The 15991-nt window shown below is 73.0% G+C and carries 16 protein-coding genes; 11 read left to right on the top strand and 5 right to left on the bottom strand.

Features of this window, described 5'->3' with window-relative positions:
* Positions 1-48: 48 nt before the first annotated feature.
* Positions 49-780, top strand: a complete 732-nt coding sequence (locus V6N00_RS02930) for a TetR/AcrR family transcriptional regulator (protein ID WP_334230549.1) — start codon at positions 49-51, stop codon at positions 778-780.
* 12 nt (positions 781-792) lie between these two features.
* On the opposite strand, the gene V6N00_RS02925 is transcribed toward V6N00_RS02930, so the two are convergent.
* Complete coding sequence (locus tag V6N00_RS02925; RefSeq protein WP_334230548.1) at positions 793-1290, bottom strand: hypothetical protein; 498 nt, start codon at positions 1288-1290, stop codon at positions 793-795.
* 321 nt (positions 1291-1611) lie between these two features.
* On the opposite strand from V6N00_RS02925, the gene V6N00_RS02920 reads away from it, so the two are divergent.
* Complete coding sequence (locus V6N00_RS02920; protein ID WP_334230547.1) at positions 1612-2088, top strand: peroxiredoxin; 477 nt, start codon at positions 1612-1614, stop codon at positions 2086-2088.
* Positions 2089-2120: 32 nt separating this feature from the next.
* On the opposite strand, the gene V6N00_RS02915 is transcribed toward V6N00_RS02920, so the two are convergent.
* Both V6N00_RS02915 and aceB read right to left on the bottom strand, forming a co-directional pair.
* Positions 2121-2534: an MmcQ/YjbR family DNA-binding protein gene (locus tag V6N00_RS02915; RefSeq protein WP_334230546.1), complete on the bottom strand. Its 414-nt coding sequence runs from the start codon at positions 2532-2534 to the stop codon at positions 2121-2123.
* A 121-nt stretch (positions 2535-2655) separates the two neighbouring features.
* Positions 2656-4266 (bottom strand): malate synthase A, encoded by a 1611-nt coding sequence (gene aceB, locus V6N00_RS02910; RefSeq protein ID WP_334230545.1) that lies wholly within the window; start codon positions 4264-4266, stop codon positions 2656-2658.
* A 262-nt stretch (positions 4267-4528) separates the two neighbouring features.
* Between aceB and V6N00_RS02905 the strand changes: the two genes are divergently transcribed.
* Positions 4529-5272: an SDR family oxidoreductase gene (locus V6N00_RS02905; protein WP_334230544.1), complete on the top strand. Its 744-nt coding sequence runs from the start codon at positions 4529-4531 to the stop codon at positions 5270-5272.
* 35 nt (positions 5273-5307) lie between these two features.
* On the opposite strand, the gene V6N00_RS02900 is transcribed toward V6N00_RS02905, so the two are convergent.
* A complete protein-coding gene (locus V6N00_RS02900; RefSeq protein ID WP_334230543.1) occupies positions 5308-6393 on the bottom strand; it encodes a DUF2332 domain-containing protein in 1086 nt (361 codons plus the stop codon).
* Positions 6394-6513: 120 nt separating this feature from the next.
* Positions 6514-7281 (bottom strand): IclR family transcriptional regulator, encoded by a 768-nt coding sequence (locus V6N00_RS02895; protein WP_334230542.1) that lies wholly within the window; start codon positions 7279-7281, stop codon positions 6514-6516.
* Between the two features lie 149 nt (positions 7282-7430).
* Here V6N00_RS02895 and V6N00_RS02890 point away from each other — a divergent pair, with 149 nt between their 5' ends.
* The 8 genes from V6N00_RS02890 to V6N00_RS02855 all read left to right on the top strand — a co-directional run bounded on the left by V6N00_RS02890 (position 7431) and on the right by V6N00_RS02855 (position 15976).
* Positions 7431-8615 (top strand): glycerate kinase, encoded by a 1185-nt coding sequence (locus V6N00_RS02890; protein ID WP_334230541.1) that lies wholly within the window; start codon positions 7431-7433, stop codon positions 8613-8615.
* Between the two features lie 157 nt (positions 8616-8772).
* Positions 8773-9138, top strand: coding sequence for a hypothetical protein (locus V6N00_RS02885; RefSeq protein WP_334230540.1), 366 nt, complete (start codon positions 8773-8775; stop codon positions 9136-9138).
* Between the two features lie 185 nt (positions 9139-9323).
* Positions 9324-10340: an LLM class flavin-dependent oxidoreductase gene (locus V6N00_RS02880; RefSeq protein ID WP_334230539.1), complete on the top strand. Its 1017-nt coding sequence runs from the start codon at positions 9324-9326 to the stop codon at positions 10338-10340.
* A 102-nt stretch (positions 10341-10442) separates the two neighbouring features.
* Positions 10443-11741, top strand: a complete 1299-nt coding sequence (locus V6N00_RS02875) for an MFS transporter (protein WP_334230538.1) — start codon at positions 10443-10445, stop codon at positions 11739-11741.
* A 52-nt stretch (positions 11742-11793) separates the two neighbouring features.
* Complete coding sequence (locus V6N00_RS02870) at positions 11794-12639, top strand: HpcH/HpaI aldolase/citrate lyase family protein (RefSeq protein WP_334230537.1); 846 nt, start codon at positions 11794-11796, stop codon at positions 12637-12639.
* A gap of 118 nt (positions 12640-12757) precedes the next feature.
* A complete protein-coding gene (locus V6N00_RS02865) occupies positions 12758-13792 on the top strand; it encodes an iron-siderophore ABC transporter substrate-binding protein (protein ID WP_334230536.1) in 1035 nt (344 codons plus the stop codon).
* 43 nt (positions 13793-13835) lie between these two features.
* Positions 13836-14921, top strand: a complete 1086-nt coding sequence (locus V6N00_RS02860) for a FecCD family ABC transporter permease (protein ID WP_334230535.1) — start codon at positions 13836-13838, stop codon at positions 14919-14921.
* Positions 14918-15976: a FecCD family ABC transporter permease gene (locus V6N00_RS02855; protein WP_334230534.1), complete on the top strand. Its 1059-nt coding sequence runs from the start codon at positions 14918-14920 to the stop codon at positions 15974-15976. The genes V6N00_RS02860 and V6N00_RS02855 overlap by 4 nt, the downstream gene beginning before the upstream one ends.
* Positions 15977-15991 lie beyond the last annotated feature (15 nt).

Genomic DNA, 15991 nt, shown 5'->3' with positions numbered 1-15991 from the left:
ACGGCGTACACTCGGTCAAGACCCGAGCGCCGACGAGAGGAGGCGAGCATGAACCCCGCGACCACCGGATCCCCCGCGCCCCGGCAGCGCCTCTCCCGCGACGTCGTCCTGGCGGCCGCCCTCGACCTCGCCGACCGGGAGGGCGACGGCGGCCTGAGCATGCGCACGCTGGCCACCGAGCTGGGCGTGGTGCCGATGGCGCTCTACAAGCACGTGGCCAACAAGGACGAACTGATCGACGGCATCGTCGACCTGGTCTGGGCGCAGGTCGAGCCTCCCGACACCTCCGACGACGTCACGCACTGGAGGCCGGCGATGCGCTCCCGGGCGGCCTCCCTCCGCCGGACGCTGCGCCGCCATCCGTGGGCGGTCGGCCTGCTGGAGACGCGGATGCGGCCGGGGCCGGCCAACCTCGCCCAGCACGACGCGATGATGGGGTGCCTGCGCCGCGCGGGCTTCTCGTTCCGCACGACGGTCCACGTCACCTCGGTGCTCGACGCGTACGTGTACGGTTTCGCGCTGCAGGAGCAGACGCTGCCGTTCGACACCGCCGAGGAGTCCGGGGACGTCGCCCGCCAGAAGCTGGAGCAGCAGCCCGCGGAATTCGCCGCGGCGTTCCCGTATCTGGTCGAGGTGGTCACCGAGCTGGGGGCCGCCGGATACGACTACGATTCCGAGTTCGCGACCGGGCTCGACCTCATCCTCGACGGGGTGGAGCACCTCCGCCCGGCGTGGTCGACCGTGGACGCCCCTCCGCCCGCCGCGGGCGCGTCCCGCTGAGCGGGTGTCCGCTCAGTCCGACAGGAGCGCGAGCACCCCGGACAGCAGCGAAACACCGACGAGGGCGGACGCGGACACCGTCACGGAGGCCCGGGCCCTGGCCGGCAGGGCCAGGCACAGCCCCATGAAGAGCACCGTCGACCCCACGACGAGGATCGCCGGCAGCAGGAACAGCACGCCCAGGTAGAGCCCCGCGTCGGGGCCGCCGGCCACGGTTCCGTACAGCGCCACGGCGAGCACCAGGACCGTAGCGACCAGGAGGATCCCGGCGAACAGCCAGGGCAGTCTGCGGCCGGCCACGGCCCAGACCCCGATCGCCAGGCCCATGACGACGCTCGCCGCCGCCGCCGTCGTCGCCGCGGCGGACACCGCCGCCCGCGGGACGAGGGCCGGCTCCGGGCTCACGGAGAAGGCGATCCCTCCACCGACGACCAGGGCCAGCAGCACCGATCCGGCGACGCCGCCGGTGGCCACGGCCAGCAACCGTGCCGTGTCATTCCTGTTCGCCACGCCTCGACGGCCTCTCGCTCGGATCCCCTGCCACGCAGACGCGGCTGATGTGCCGGGGCGGTCACCTCGTGCTGTCACGCACGGTAGGTCACCGTCCGCCGCCGGACGCGGACGTGGGACCGGAGGGACCGGCGTGGCGCGAGCGCGCGGCACGACCGCCGGCCGCTCGGCCCCGCCGGGTGCCACCAGCCGAGACGGGGTGGCCGGCGCGCCGGACCGCCTGCGAGGATGGCCGGGTCGATCGCGATGACGTGACGACCGCGCCGCACGACGGCGCCGATCCGCGTGGTTCCCCCACGCGTCCGTGACGGAAGGAGCCCCATGACCGCGCAGCTCGCGCCCGGCAACCCCGCCCCCGACTTCTCCCTGCCCGATGCCTCCGGCGGGACCGTGTCCCTGCAGGACCTGGCGGGCAAGCGGGTCGTCCTGTACTTCTACCCCGCCGCCTTCACCCCCGGCTGCACCACCGAGGCCTGCGACTTCCGGGACAACCTCGCCTCGCTCTCCGGCGCCGGCTACACCGTGCTCGGGGTGTCCGGCGACCCGGTGGAGAAGCTGGCCGACTTCACCCGCGAGTACCACCTGAACTACGGGCTGCTCTCCGATGAGGGCGGGGTCGTCGCCCAGCGCTACGGCGCGTGGGGGGAGCGGACGAGGTCCGACGGCACCACGACGGTCGGGCCGCTCCGGTCGACTTTCGTCATCAACGAGGATGGTGCCCTGGTGCTGGCCGACACGAGTGTGCAGGCGGACGGGCACGTGGCGCAACTGCGCCGCGACCTCGGCCTGGACCCGTGAGCCGACAGCCCTGAGCCGGCGGCTCCCGGTGCTCAGTGCCGGGGGCCGCGGGTGAGGATCGGCGGCGCCGTCGCGCGCCAGGACGCGTCGATCAGCTCGGCGATCTCGATCCAGTCGACGCCGTCGGCGCCGTCGCGATGGGTCAGGTCGATGCCGACCCAGCCGGAGGCCGCCATGTAGGCCGGCGCGTAGCTGGACGGCTGGGCCAGCAGGTACGCCTGCTCGGACGGACCGGGATGGACGAGCACCGACTGTTGGTAGCGGGTGATGATGCCCGTCTGGGCGTCCGCCTTCGTCGACCCGCCGTACAGGGCGAAGACCTTGACGGTGCGGAACACCGGCCGCCCGTGGGAGATCAGCTCGCTGGCCCCCGGCAGGGCGAGGGAGAGCCGGCGGACGTGGGCGAGGTACGGGTCGTCCTCGTCGAACATCCGCGGGTGGGCCATGCGAGCATTCTCCGACCCCCGCGCGGTGGCCGACAAGGCCCGCGGCAGGGCACACGGGAACGCCCGGATACCGTGGCGGCGTCCGGGCGTCCGGGCGTTCAGGCGTCCTGGTCGGCAGTGATCAGCGGGCATCGGCCAGGACGCGCTCGTAGGCCGGCACGGTGAGGAAGTCGGCGTACTGCTCGGAGAGCACCAGGTCGGCGACGACGGCCGCGGCCGGCTCGTAGAACCGGGTGTACTGCTCCTCGCCCACCTCGCCGCGCAGCTTCTCCTTCTGCGCGTCCAGGGCCGCGGTCACCAGCTCGCGGGTCGCGGTGTTGCCGGTGTCGGTGTAGACGACGCCGTTGGCGATCTGCTGCCACACCTGCGAGCGGGAGATCTCGGCGGTGGCGGCGTCCTCCATGAGGTTGTGGATGGCGACGGCGCCGTTGCCGGAGAGCCACACGGCCGTGTAGGCGATGGCCACATAGAGGTTGGCGTTCAGCTCGGCCTCGGTGCGCTCGGCGCCGGCGGACGGCACGTCGAGCAGCTGCTCGGGGGTCACCTGAACCTCCTCGCGCAGCCGGTCCACCTGGTTGGGCTTCTCGCCGAGGACGCCGTCGAACACCTCCTGGCACACGGGCACGAGGTCCGGGTGGGCCACCCAGGAGCCGTCGAACCCGTCGTTCGCCTCGCGAGTCTTGTCGCTGCGGACCTTCTCGAATGCGGCCCGGTTGATCTCCTCGTCCTTGCGGGACGGGATGAACGCGGCCATGCCGCCCATGGCGTGGGCGCCGCGGCGGTGGCAGGTCTTGACGAGCAGCTCGGTGTAGGCGCGCATCAGGGGCGCCGTCATGGTGACCTTCGAGCGGTCGGCGAGGACGAACCGGTCTCCGGCGTCGCGGAAGTACTTGATGATGCTGAACAGGTAGTCCCAGCGCCCGGCGTTCAGGCCGGCGGCGTAGTCGCGCAGCTCGTAGAGGAACTCCTCCATCTGGAACGCGGCGGGGATGGTCTCGATCAGCATGGTGGCGCGGATGGTGCCGTGCTCGATGCCGAGGTCCTCCTCCGCGGCGGCGAAGACCTCGGCCCACAGGCGCGCCTCGAGGTAGCTCTCCATCTTCGGCAGGTAGTAGTAGGGGCCCTCGCCGTTGTCGATCAGCTGCTGTGCCACGTGGAAGACGTGCAGGCCGAAGTCGACCAGGGCGCCGACGGCGGGCCGGTCGTCGATCATCACGTGCTCCTCGTCCAGGTGCCAGCCGCGCGGGCGCATCACGACGGTGGCCAGCGGCGCGTCGGTGCGCAGCGCGTACGTCCTGCCCTCGGGGGAGATGAAGGCGAGAGTGCCCCGGGCGGCATCGCGCAGGTTGAGGACGGAGTCGACGACGTTGTGCCACGTGGGCGAGCTCGCGTCCTCCATGTCGGCGAGCCACACCTTCGCCCCGGAGTTCAGCGCGTTGATCGCCATCTTCGCGGGGCTGGCCGGGCCGGTCATCTCGACGCGGCGGTCCTGCAGGGCCGGGGGTACCGGGGCGACCGTCCAGTCGCCCTCGCGCACGTCGCGGGTGGCCGGGTCGAAGGTGATGGTGCCGGCGGCGGCGACGGCCTGCTGCTGCTCGGCGCGCTTGCCGAGCAGCTCGTCGCGGCGGGCGGCGAAGCGGGTGTGCAGCGACTCGACGAAGGCGAGAGCCTCATCGGTGAGGATCTCGTCGGCGCGGTCGACGGGGGTCCGGTCGGTGATCTCGATGCTCATGGGGCACTCCCGTGGGTAGGAAGGGGATCGGATGGTCGGTGATGCCGAGGTGGCGACGGGATGGAACGTACGGTGAGGTCATCCCCGCGCCGGGCTCCCGATCGACAGAGCGCGAGCCCGTCACGATGACGACGGGCCGTCGGGAGCGGCGCTGGGTGAAACCGCGACGCGGTATGCCGCTGTTCCACGATATGGACTTTATGTTCTATTCAATGAAAGTACAACCCGCTCCGGTCGCGCCCGGCAGCGGAGGGGAGGCGTCATGGGCGGCATCGCGGTGGTCACAGGAGCCGGCAGCGGCATCGGGCGGGCGGTCGTGCGGGAGCTGTTCGCGAGCGGTTGGCGGGTGGCGCTCGCGGGTCGCCGGGCCGGGCCCCTCGCGGAGTCCGCGGCCGGGCACCCGGACAGTCTCCTCGTCCCGACCGACGTCACCGTCGAGGCCGACATCGAGGCCCTGTTCGACGCCGTCGTCGACCGCTGGGGACGCGTCGACCTGCTCGTGAACAACGCCGGAGTGTTCGGCACGGCCGCTGCGCCGGATCAGATCGACCCGGCGGTCTGGCGCCAGGTGCTCGACGTCAACGTCACCGGCGCCCTGCTGTGCGCTCGCGCTGCCTTCACCCGGATGAAGGCCCAGGCGCCACGCGGCGGGCGGATCATCAACAACGGTTCCGTGTCGGCGCACGTCCCTCGTCCGCTCAGCGCCGCCTACACGGCGAGCAAGCACGCGATGACGGGGCTGACGAAGAGCCTCTCCCTCGACGGGCGGGATGCGGGGATCAGCGTCGGCCAGATCGACATCGGCAACACGGCGACGGCGCTTCTGGACGACCTCGGCGCCGCCACCGGGGCGCTCCAGGCCGACGGCAGCCGTCGCGTCGAGCCGACGTTCCCCGTCGAGCAGGCCGCCCGCGCCGTCGTCTTCATGGCCTCGTTGCCGCTGGACTGCACGGTCGACTCCCTCGTCATCACCGCCACGGGCATGCCCTTCGTCGGCCGGGGCTGACGGCGGGTCCGGCCGGCTCCGCGCCGCGATCCCGCTCAGGCGGGGTCCGACCACCGGGTGGGCACGCCGTGCGCCGGGGCGACGCCGAGGGTGCGGCTCACACCGTCGTCGGCGCCTCCGTGCCACAGGTCCGCGATCACCGGGAAGCCGCGCCGCCAGCGGTCGCCCGGCTCCATCGCCAGGTGGAGGAACGGGGCCTCGGCCGTGGCGCCGGCACCGATCCGCCGGATCGCCTCCGCGCTCGCGGCGGCCTCCTCCGGGCCGATGTACTGCCACATGACGGAGTGCCACAGCACCGTCAGAGTGCCGGGCCGGGGCTCGATGGCCTCGATGAACGGGAGGGCGCTGATGCGCTGCAGCCGCGCCGGCACCCGGTGGGCGACCTCGATGGCGCCGCGCAGCCGGTCCATCCGCGCCGTCTGGTCCGGCCACACGAACGACATCAGGCGCAGCGCCCCCGCGTCGGTCGCCGCGTCGATCGGGTTGACGTCCGCGCCGACGCGCTCGACGACGTCGACACGGTCCGGGCCGCTCGCCGGCGCCGTCGACCACGCACCGGTCAGGCGCACGGGGGAGTCGGCCGGGCCCCAGGCGGCGCCGTGCCCGTCCGTGTACCGGTAGTGGTCCGCCCGCAGGTTCAGGCCGCCGGAGGTGCCGAGCTCGAAGATGCGCACGGGGGTGTGTGGATCGATCGCCCCGCCGCCGAGAACGGTCAGCAGGCCGCCGAGCAGGGCGGACGAGCGGCCCACCTCGTTCGTCTGCGGGGCGAGGTCCAGGCCGTGGCGCAGCGCGTCGTGGTCGTCGACCAGCAGCCGGTGCAGGGCCGCCCAGGCGCCGTCGACGTCGGCGTCCCCGCCGCAGCTGGGCAGGTGCGCCGCCAGGTCCGGCGCGAGACCCGAGAGGGCGAGCCGGTGCGCTCCGCCGAGCAGCCGGAGGGAGAGGGCGTCGGACTCGGGCCGGTGCTCGTGGCCGGCGACGACGTCCGCGGTCGGCCCGCCCGCGAGCAGGTCGTCGGCCAGGCGCGGCAGCAGGGCCGCGTAGAGCGGGGACCCGAGTCGCTCGCACGCCGCCGCCTGGTGCTGGAAATGGGTGGCGACGTCGGAGAGCAGCACGGTGACCATCCTCCGATCATGCGCCGTCGGGCGGCTGCGGCACCGCCCGGCCGTAACACCGCGTCGTCCACCGGGGTCCGCGTCGGGGTCGCCCGCCGGGGCCGGCGTCGGCGCCGGGTCAGGCGCGGATCAGCGGGGGCTCAGCTCCGCGGAGATCCGGCGTGCCGAGGCCTGCAGAGCGGGCACGGCCCGCTCGCCGAAGTCCTCGCCGACCCGCGTGGTCGGTCCCGAGACGGAGACGGCCATCGGCGTGGGGGCGTCGGGGACGGCGACGGCGAAGCACCGCACGCCCACCTCCTGCTCGTTGTCGTCGATCGAGTAACCCCGGCGACGGATCTCGGCCAGGTCCTCGAGCAGCGACTCGGTGGTGGCGTGGCTGTGCTCGGTGTGCACGGGCATGCCCGCACTGGCGACGATCCGCAGCACCTCGGCGTCCGTGAGCTGGGCCAGGATGGCCTTGCCGACGCCGGTGTCGTGGGTGTGGGCGCGCCGGCCCACCTCGGTGAACATGCGCATCGGGTGCGGCGACGGCTTCTGTGCCACGTAGACGATCATGTCGCCGTCGAGCACGGCCATGTTGGCGGTCTCGCCGAGCTCGTCGACGAGGGTGGCGAGCTCCGTGCGGGCCGCCGAACCGAGCTGCCGACCGGCCATCTCGCCGAGCTGGATCAGCCGGGCGCCGAGCGCGTAGCGCCGGGAGGGCAGCTGCCGCACGTAACCCAGGGCCACCATGGTGCGCAGCAGCCGGTGGATCGTCGGCATCGGCAGTCCCGAGACGGCGGCCAGATCGCTCAGCGAGATCTCCCCGCCCGCCCCGGAGATGGCCTCGAGCAGCTCGAACACCCGCTCCACCGACTGCACGCCGGTGCCGGCGCGCGCCTTCGCTTCTTCCGTCACTCCGGGCTCCTCCCGCTCAGGGCGCCATCACGCCGTATTTTCCACGATACAGAATTGGCTGATCGCTGGGCGCGGTCGAGCGGTGATTATCCTGACGACACCGTGCCCGTCGCATCGACCCTCCCACGGCACCCCGAGACGAGGAGCCCATGCCCCACTCACCGACACCTGCCCGCCCCGCCGGGCGACTCCGCGTCGTCGTCGCGTCGGACAAGTTCAAGGGATCGGCGACCGCGGCCGAGGTCGGGGACGCGCTCGCCGCGGGCATCCGCTCGGTGCGGGCGGACGCCGTGGTCGACGTCGTGCCGGTCGCGGACGGCGGGGAGGGAACGCTGGACGCCGCGCTGGCCTCGGGATTCGTCCGGTACGAGACCGCGGTGCACGGACCGACGGGGGAGTCGCTGACCGCGGCCTTCGGTATGCGGTCCGACGAGGCCCTCGTCGAACTGGCCACCGCCTCGGGCCTGGACCTGCTGCCCGGCGGGGTGCCGGCACCGCTGCGCGCCACGAGCCGCGGCACCGGCGACCTGATCCGCGCCGCCCTGGACGCCGGTGCCCGCCGCCTCGTCCTCGCCGTCGGCGGCAGCGCCTGCACCGACGGTGGTGCTGGCCTCCTGGCCGCCCTCGGGGCACGGCTGCTGGACGCCGCGGGCGAGGACCTGCCCGACGGGGGTGGCGCCCTCGACCGGCTCGATCGCGTCGACCTGTCCGGCCTCGATCCGCGGCTGGCGGACGTCGACGTCGTCCTCGCGAGCGACGTCGACAACCCCCTGCTCGGCGCGCGCGGCGCCGCTGCCGTCTTCGGGCCGCAGAAGGGCGCCTCCCCCGCAGACGTGCGTCACCTCGATGCCGCCCTCGCCCGATTCGCTCACCTGCTGGGGGACGCGCTGGGGCCGTCCCGAGCTCACGCCGAGGACGCGTCGGGAGCCGGGGCCGCCGGGGGCGTGGGCTTCGCCGTGCTCGCTGCGCTCGGCGCACACCGAGCGGTCGGCGTCGACGTCGTCCTCGACCTGGTCGGACTTCCCGACCGGATCGCCGGTGCCGACCTGGTGATCACCGGGGAGGGCAGCCTCGATGAGCAGTCCCTGCACGGTAAGACGCCGATCGGGGTCCTCGCGGCTGCCGGTCGGGCCGGCGTACCGGTCCTCGCCGTCGCCGGGCGGAGTCTTCTCACCGCCCAGCAGGTGCGCGAGGCCGGGTTCTCCGCGGTCCACACGCTGACCGAGCTCGAGCCGGACCCCTCTCGGAGCATGGCGGGTGTGGTGTCGCTGCTGCGGCTCGTCGGGCAGCGGATCGGCGCCGGCCTGCCCGGTGGCGCGGATGTCAGCGGCTGACGCCAACCGCAGACGCCAGCCGCAGACGCCAGCCGCTGACGCGCGGATCAGCGGAAACGGAATCGCCTGTGACCTGGGACACTTGAATCCTCAAGCGTCATCAGCCTACGATGTATTCCGTCAGTACCGCATCCCAAGTTTCCGTGGGGGGAACACTGTGAATGCCTCGTACTCCGTCGTGCTCGACCGTGGTCTCAATGCACCGGATGCTCTCGAACGCCTCGTCCTGCCTGCCGACTCGATGGCTCATGCCCGGCAGTTGCTCGGCAACATCATCTCCGGCCTCAGCCCGCTCTTCGTCACGCGCGGGCGGCGCACCGACATCGTCGGGGTGAAGGAGGATCACTTCATCCTCGTCACCAAGGGCCGCTTCGGCACCATCAAGGACATGACGCGAGCGCAGATCGTCGTCTCCCTCGGCGCCGCGATCGACAGGGCCGCGAAGACGAACGTCGTGCCGGACGTGGTCATGAGCACGCCGGGGCCGCTCGACCAGGACGAGCCGGACCTCCTGGTCTCCTGAGGCTGCTTCCTCGATTAACACCGCTTCGTCGGCGCGCGTCATCGGGGCCGTCTCCCAGCGATGCCTGCTGCCCGGCGCCCCGCGCCGGAATACCTCGCCCCTTCCGCGGTTGTACCCGGAAGAGACGGCGCGCCACGCCCCCACACGCGGCGCTCCCCGACGGACGAGAAGAGAAGGGGTGAACCGTGGTCGCGCTCTCCATCCTCGACCTGGTCCCACGCAGTGAAGGACAGGACGCGTCCGACGCCCTGCAGGCCAGCGCCGATCTGGCGGTCGTCGCCGACGCCACCGGGTACCGGCGGCTCTGGTACGCCGAACACCACAACACGGGCGTCTTCCTCAGTTCCGCGACCGCGCTGCTGATCGGCCGCGCCGCGCAGCTGACCGAGCGGATCCGGGTGGGTTCGGGCGGCGTGATGCTCCCCAACCACCCGCCGCTGACGGTCGCCGAGCAGTTCGGCACCCTCGCCGCCATGTACGGGGACCGCATCGACCTCGGCCTCGGCCGGGCGCCCGGCACCGACCCGCGCACCGCGTCCCTGCTGCGCCGCGGCGACTCGTCCGAACCGGCCTTCGCCGCCGAGATCGCCCAGTTGCAGGCGTGGTTCGGCGACCAGCGGCAGCTGCCGGTCAAGGCCGGCCCGGCGCTCAACCGGCACGTCCCGCTGTGGGTGCTCGGCTCCTCCACCGCCGGCGCGATGGTCGCCGGGCAGCTCGGCCTGCCCTACGCGGCGGCCTCCCACTTCGCCCCGCAGAGCCTCATGGACGCGCTCGCGGTCTACCGCCAGTACTTCGACCCGAAGGCGCCGACCGCCCAGATCGACCGGCCGTACGCGATGGCGGGCGTCAACGTCGTCGTCGCCGACACGGACGACGAGGCCGAGCGCCAGTTCACGACCCACCTGCAGATGGCCCGCGGCATCGTGCGCAACGACCGCCGTGCCCTGCTGCCCCCGGACCCCGCCGCCGTGAACAGCTGGGACCCGTACGAGCTCACGATGGTCCGCTCCCGGCTCACCGCGAGCGCCGTGGGCAGCCCCACCACGGTGCGCGAGCAGCTCGACCGCTTCGTGGCCACGACCGGCGTCGACGAGCTCATGACGGTCACCTACACGCACGACCCGGCCGTCCGGCTGCGGTCCGTGCAGCTCCTCGCCGACGCGGTGCGGCCCACGGCCGAGGCGGACGCCACCACGGTGTAGTGCGGTGGCGCAGTGAACGGCCGGCACCCGATCCTGACCGGCGCCCCGCCGCCGACTAGGCTGAACCCGTCCCGGGCTTCCCGGGGCGGGGAGGGGCGGTCCGTGTCCACCAGCAGGCCGACGAGCGGAGCCGGCAACGCGCCCGGCGCACCGACGACGGACTCCGCCGCCGTGCCCGCGGCCCTCGCCGAACCCGTCGACGCCGTCCGGCCGCGGTGGGTCCTCGCCGTCACCCTCGCGACCCTCGGCGTCAACGCCGTCCTCTTCGCGTGCATCAAGATCTACCTCGCTCTCCAGGCGCAGCAGTTCGACGCCGGCCAGAAGGAAGCGGTGCTCGCGCTCGTCACCGGGGTCGGGGCCGCCGTGTCCCTCATTGCGAATCCGGTCTTCGGCGCGGTGTCCGACCGCACCGTCTCCCGGTTCGGGCGGCGCGTGCCGTGGGTCGTCATCGGGGCCGCCGTCGCCGTCGTCGGCCTGCTCGTGCTCGCGGTCAGCCCTGGCATAGGTGTGATGGTCGTCGGGTGGTCCCTCGTCCAGGCCGGCTGCAACGCCATGACGGCGGCCCTGACCGCCGCGGTGCCGGACCGGGTGCCCCGCCGGCAGCGCGGCCGAATCGGCGGCTGGATCGCCCTCGGCACCACCACCGGGATCCTGCTCGGCATGATCATCGCGAACGTCGCCCGGGACCTGCTGCCCGGCTACGTGCTGTGCGCCGTGGTGATCGTGGCGCTCGCCGTGCCGTACCTGCGCTCCGCGCGGGACGTGCCGCTGCAGCGGCACGAGCGCACCCCGCTGCGGGCCCGCGGCGCGCTCGCCGGCTTCTGGATCTCGCCCCGGCGGTACCCCGACTTCGGCTGGGCCTGGATCACCCGGTTCCTCGTGTTCCTCGGCAACTCGATGTTCACGCTCTACCTGCTCTACTTCCTGCAGGACGCCGTGCATCACCCGGACCCGACGTTCGGGGTGCTGATCCTCACCGGCTGCTACGCGGCCGCCGTGCTCGTCACCGCGGTGATCGCCGGCCCCGCCTCGGACCGGACGGGCCGGCGCAAGCCGTTCGTCATCGGCGCGTCGCTCGTGATCGCGGCCGCCTCCCTCATCGCCGCCTTCGTGCCCACGTTCCCCGGTGCGCTCGTCGCCGCCATCGTGCTCGGCATCGGGTTCGGCGCGTACCTGGCCGTCGACTTCGCTCTGCTGACCGAGGTGCTGCCCGCCGCCGCCGACCGCGGCAAGGACATGGGGGTGATCAACATCGCAGCCTCCCTGCCGCAGGTGCTCGCCCCGGTGATCGCGTGGTCGCTGGTGACCTCGGGCGGCGGCTTCGTCGCCCTGTTCTGCTGCGCGGCCGCGGCCGGCCTGCTCGGCGGCGTGTTCGTCGCCCCCATCCGATCGGTGCGCTGAACCCGTCCGACGCAGATCGAACCCGGCCGGGTGCCTGTCCTAGGCTTGAACCATGCCCGTCCTCCGCAATCAGCGCGCCGCTGCCCTGCCCGCCACCCTCTCCCGTTCCTGGCTGCTCGCCGCCGCCGGGGAGAACGCCGACTTCCCGGCCGCCCTGGCCTCCGAGGCCGATTCGGTCGTCTTCGACATCGAGGATGCGGTGCCCGCGGACGGCAAGGCCGCGGCCCGTGAGCGCGTGCTCGAGGCCCTCGACAACGGCATGTCCGGGTGGGTGCGGATCAACGACATCAACACCGAGTTCTGGCAGGACGACCTCGACGCGCTCGCCAACGCCCCGGGCCTGCGCGGCGTGATGCTCGCGAAGACCGAGAAGCCCGAGCACGTCACCCTGACCGCGATGCGGCTGCGGCCCGGCACGCCCGTGCTCGCCCTCGTCGAGTCGGCGCTCGGCATCGAGAACGCGACCGACATCGCCAAGGCGCCCGGCACCTTCCGGCTCGCCTTCGGCATCGGCGACTTCCGCCGCGACACCGGCGTCGGCGACGACCCGATGGCGCTCGCCTACGCGCGCGGCCGCCTCGTCATCGCCTCCCGCGTCGGTCAGCTCCCGGGCCCCATCGACGGTCCGAGCGTGGGCGCCGCGGGTGACGACCTGATGGCCGCGTGCGGCGTCTCCGCCACGATGGGCATGACCGGCAAGCTGACGCTGAAGGTCGAACAGACCGAGACCATCAACGCCGGGCTGAGCCCGAGCGCGAGCGAGATCATGTGGGCGCACGAGCTGCTCGAGGCGCACGAGCACGGCGGTGCCGGGGGCGACGGCAGCTACCTGCCGCGCCTGGCCCGCGCCCAGAAGATCCGCAATCTCGGCGAGTCCTACGGCCTCTGGAACGAGTGATCGCCGCCCGGTGAGGCGGATTACACAAGCAAAGCGGTTTCTAATCCGCGTAGCACGGGGTTAGGGTTGCCTTACCCGTTCGACGCGGCCCCCGGGTCGCCCTGCCCCGAGGATACCCATGACCCGCGTGCTCCGACTGCTGGCCGTCCTGGTCAGCGGCATGCTGCTGCTCAGCGCCTGTTCGACCGGCCCCGCCTCCGGCGGCGGTAGCTCGGCGAACGCGTCCGGGTCGGGCGGCACCGCCGAGGCCGGGGCGTTCCCCGTCACCATCAAGCACGCCTTCGGGCAGACGACGATCGACAAGGAGCCCACCCGCGTCGCCACCGTCGGGTGGAGCGACCAGGACATGGCGCTCAGCCTCGGCGTCGTGCCCGTGGGCTCGACCAAGATCACCTACGGCGGCAACGGCAAGGGCTCCACCGCCTGGTTCGACGCGAAGCTCGCCGAGCTCGGCGGCACCCAGCCGACCCGCTGGGACGAGAACGACGGCATCCCGTTCGACGCGATCGCGAAGGCGAACCCCGACGTCATCCTCGCGACCAACTCCGGCCTGACCCAGGCGGACTACGACAAGCTCTCCAAGATCGCCCCGGTCGTCGCCTACCCCGAGAAGGCGTGGACGACGCCGTGGCAGACGTCGCTGTCGATGGTCGGCCAGGCACTCGGCCGGCCGGCGGCCGCGAAGAAGGTCGAACAGGAGACCGTCGACCGGATCCGCACGGCCGTCGACCAGCACCCCGCGATCAAGGGCAAGTCCTTCATCTTCGCCGCGGCCATGTCGACGGACACGTCCAAGCTGTCCGTCTACACCTCGGTGGACAACCGGGTGCGCATCCTCTCCGAGCTCGGCCTCACGGTGGCGCCCGTCGTCGAGCAGTTGAACACCTCGAAGGGCGCCTTCTACTACGACGTCTCGGCCGAGCGGGCGCCGAAGCTCACGTCCGACGTCGCGATGATCTACTCCGACGCCAAGGACGTGGTGACGAAGGACAAGCTGCTCAGCCAGATGCCGGCGGTCAAGCGCGGGGCGTCGGTCGTCGTGACGAACGAGCCGGAGGCGGGCACGCTGAGCACCCCGTCGCCGCTGTCCATCCCGACGCTGCTCGCGACCTACCTGCCCCAGCTCGACGCGGCCGCGCAGAAGGCCGGCTGAGCGGCCGCCCCGGCGACCGGCGGCCACGGACCGACCCACCGGCATGAGCACAGGACACGCGACGCAGCAGGCGACGACGACCGGGAGCACCGCCTCCCGGTCGGCGGACGGCCGCGGCCCCCGACGCCGGGTCGTGTCCTCCCGGGTGGCGCTGCTGGCGGTCGGCTGCGCCGTCGTGCTCGTCGTGCTGTCCTTCGCGTCGCTCGCGATCGGCTCGCAGCCGTTCAGCCCGGGCACGGTCGTCGCCGCCCTGACGTCCCCGGACCCGAACGACCCGGCCACCGCGATCATCGGCGCCCGCGTGCCCCGGACCGTCGCCGGGCTGCTGGTCGGGGCCGCCCTCGGCCTGTCCGGCGGCGTCCTGCAGGGCGTCACGCGCAACCCGCTCGGTGACGCCGGGCTGCTCGGCATCAACGCGGGCGCGGCCGTCGCCGTCGTGCTCGCGATCTTCACCGTCGGCGTCGGATCCCTCACCGGCTACGTGTGGTTCGCGCTCGCCGGTGCGGCGGCCGCCACGGTCCTGATCTTCGCCCTGGCCGGGCTCGGGCCGGGGCGGGCGACGCCGCTCAAGCTCGCGATCACCGGAGCGACGGTCAACGCCGGCCTCGCGTCCGTCATCTCCGGGGTGCTGGTCTCCAGCTCCGAGAGCTTCGACGCGTACCGGCAGTGGCAGGTGGGGCTGATCGCCGGCCGCGACTGGGAGCAGGTGCTCGTGGTCGCGCCGTTCCTCGGGGTCGGGGCGGTGCTCGCCCTCGTCAGCGGGCCGGCCCTGAACGGGCTCGCGCTCGGCGACGATGTCGCGCGCGGCCTCGGCCAGCGCATCGGGCTGACGCGGGCGACGGTGTGCGTCAGCGTCGTCCTGCTGGCCGGCGGAGCGACCGCCCTGGCCGGGCCGGTCGCCTTCGTCGGCCTCGTCATCCCGCACGCCGTCCGCTCTCTGACCGGCCCGGACTACCGCACCGTCCTGCCGCTGTGTGCGCTGCTCGGCCCCACCCTGCTGCTCGGTGCGGACATCGTCGGCCGGGTCATCGCCCCGCCGGGGGAGATCGCCGTCGGTGTCATGACGGCGGTGATCGGGGCGCCGGTCTTCATCGCCCTCGTCCGCCGACGGAAGCTGGGAGCCCTGTGACCTCCACCGTTCCCGCCGCCGACCTGGCCGCCGTCGAGCGGACGCTGGCCGGGATCCGGCGCGCCGCCCGCCGCCGCTGGGGCCTCGTCGTCGGTGTCCTCGCCGTGCTCGTGGCCGCCTTGTTCCTCTGCCGCGTGCTGCTCGGCGACTACACCGTGACCATCCCGGACTTCCTCCGCCTGCTCGGCGGCCAGGACATCCCCGGGGCCCGGTTCATCGTCATGGAGTCCAAACTGCCGCGGGCGATCATGGGCCTGCTGACCGGGCTCTCGTTCGGGGCCGCCGGGGCCGTGTTCCAGACCATGCTGCGCAACCCGCTCGCGAGCCCGGACATCATCGGGGTGAGCCTGGGGTCGAGCGCGGGCGCCGTCATCGCGATCGTCCTGATCGGGAACGTGGGTGCCCTGGTGCCGGTCGCGGCGCTGATCGGAGCGCTCGTCGTCGCCACGGTGATCTTCCTGCTCTCGCGGCACCAGTCCACCGCCGGCATCCGGATGGTGCTCGTGGGCATCGGCATCGCCGCCCTGCTGCAGGCCGTCGTCGTCCAGTTGCTCTCCCGCACGGACATCTACCGCGCCAACGACGCCCTGCAGTGGATCGTCGGCAGCCTCAACGGCGCGACGTGGGAGCGGCTGACGCTGCTGACCGTCGGGCTGGTCGTCGTGGCCCCGTTCCTCGCCGCGTACGGGCGACGGCTGGCGATCCTGCCGCTGGGCGACGACCTCGCCGCGGGGCTCGGGCTCGACGTCGACCGCACCCGACTCGCGCTGCTCGTGGTCGGCGTCGCGCTGACCGCATTCCCGACGGCGGCCGCCGGGCCGATCTCCTTCATCGCCCTGCTGGCCGGGCCCATCGCCCGGCGCCTCAACGGCGGCCGCGCCACCGTCGTCATCGCCGCCCTCGTCGGTGCCGCGATCGTCCTCGCTGCCGACTACGCCGCGGCCTACCTCATCCCCGGCACCGTGCTCCCGGTCGGCGTGCTGACCGGCGGGCTGGGTGCCCCCTTCATGCTGTGGCTCCTGCTGAGCCGCCGCGCCACGGCGAGCGAGGGCTGACCATGCGCACGAGGA

The sequence above is a fragment of the Tersicoccus mangrovi genome (assembly GCF_036881825.1).
GTDB lineage: Bacteria > Actinomycetota > Actinomycetes > Actinomycetales > Micrococcaceae > Tersicoccus > Tersicoccus mangrovi.
Note: the sequence above shows the minus strand (reverse complement) of the source record. Positions and strands in the feature narration are given on the sequence as shown.

Bases quoted from the DNA above. Each gene is read 5' to 3' on its own strand.
- V6N00_RS02915 (WP_334230546.1), bottom strand. From the start codon at position 2,534: ATGGCCCACCCGCGGATGTTCGACGAGGACGACCCGTACCTCGCCCAC.
- V6N00_RS02870 (WP_334230537.1), top strand. From the start codon at position 11,794: ATGCCCGTCCTCCGCAATCAGCGCGCCGCTGCCCTGCCCGCCACCCTC.
- aceB (WP_334230545.1), bottom strand. From the start codon at position 4,266: ATGAGCATCGAGATCACCGACCGGACCCCCGTCGACCGCGCCGACGAG.
- V6N00_RS02930 (WP_334230549.1), top strand. From the start codon at position 49: ATGAACCCCGCGACCACCGGATCCCCCGCGCCCCGGCAGCGCCTCTCC.
- V6N00_RS02860 (WP_334230535.1), top strand. From the start codon at position 13,836: ATGAGCACAGGACACGCGACGCAGCAGGCGACGACGACCGGGAGCACC.
- V6N00_RS02900 (WP_334230543.1), bottom strand. From the start codon at position 6,393: ATGGTCACCGTGCTGCTCTCCGACGTCGCCACCCATTTCCAGCACCAG.
- V6N00_RS02890 (WP_334230541.1), top strand. From the start codon at position 7,431: ATGCCCCACTCACCGACACCTGCCCGCCCCGCCGGGCGACTCCGCGTC.
- V6N00_RS02865 (WP_334230536.1), top strand. From the start codon at position 12,758: ATGACCCGCGTGCTCCGACTGCTGGCCGTCCTGGTCAGCGGCATGCTG.
- V6N00_RS02905 (WP_334230544.1), top strand. From the start codon at position 4,529: ATGGGCGGCATCGCGGTGGTCACAGGAGCCGGCAGCGGCATCGGGCGG.
- V6N00_RS02920 (WP_334230547.1), top strand. From the start codon at position 1,612: ATGACCGCGCAGCTCGCGCCCGGCAACCCCGCCCCCGACTTCTCCCTG.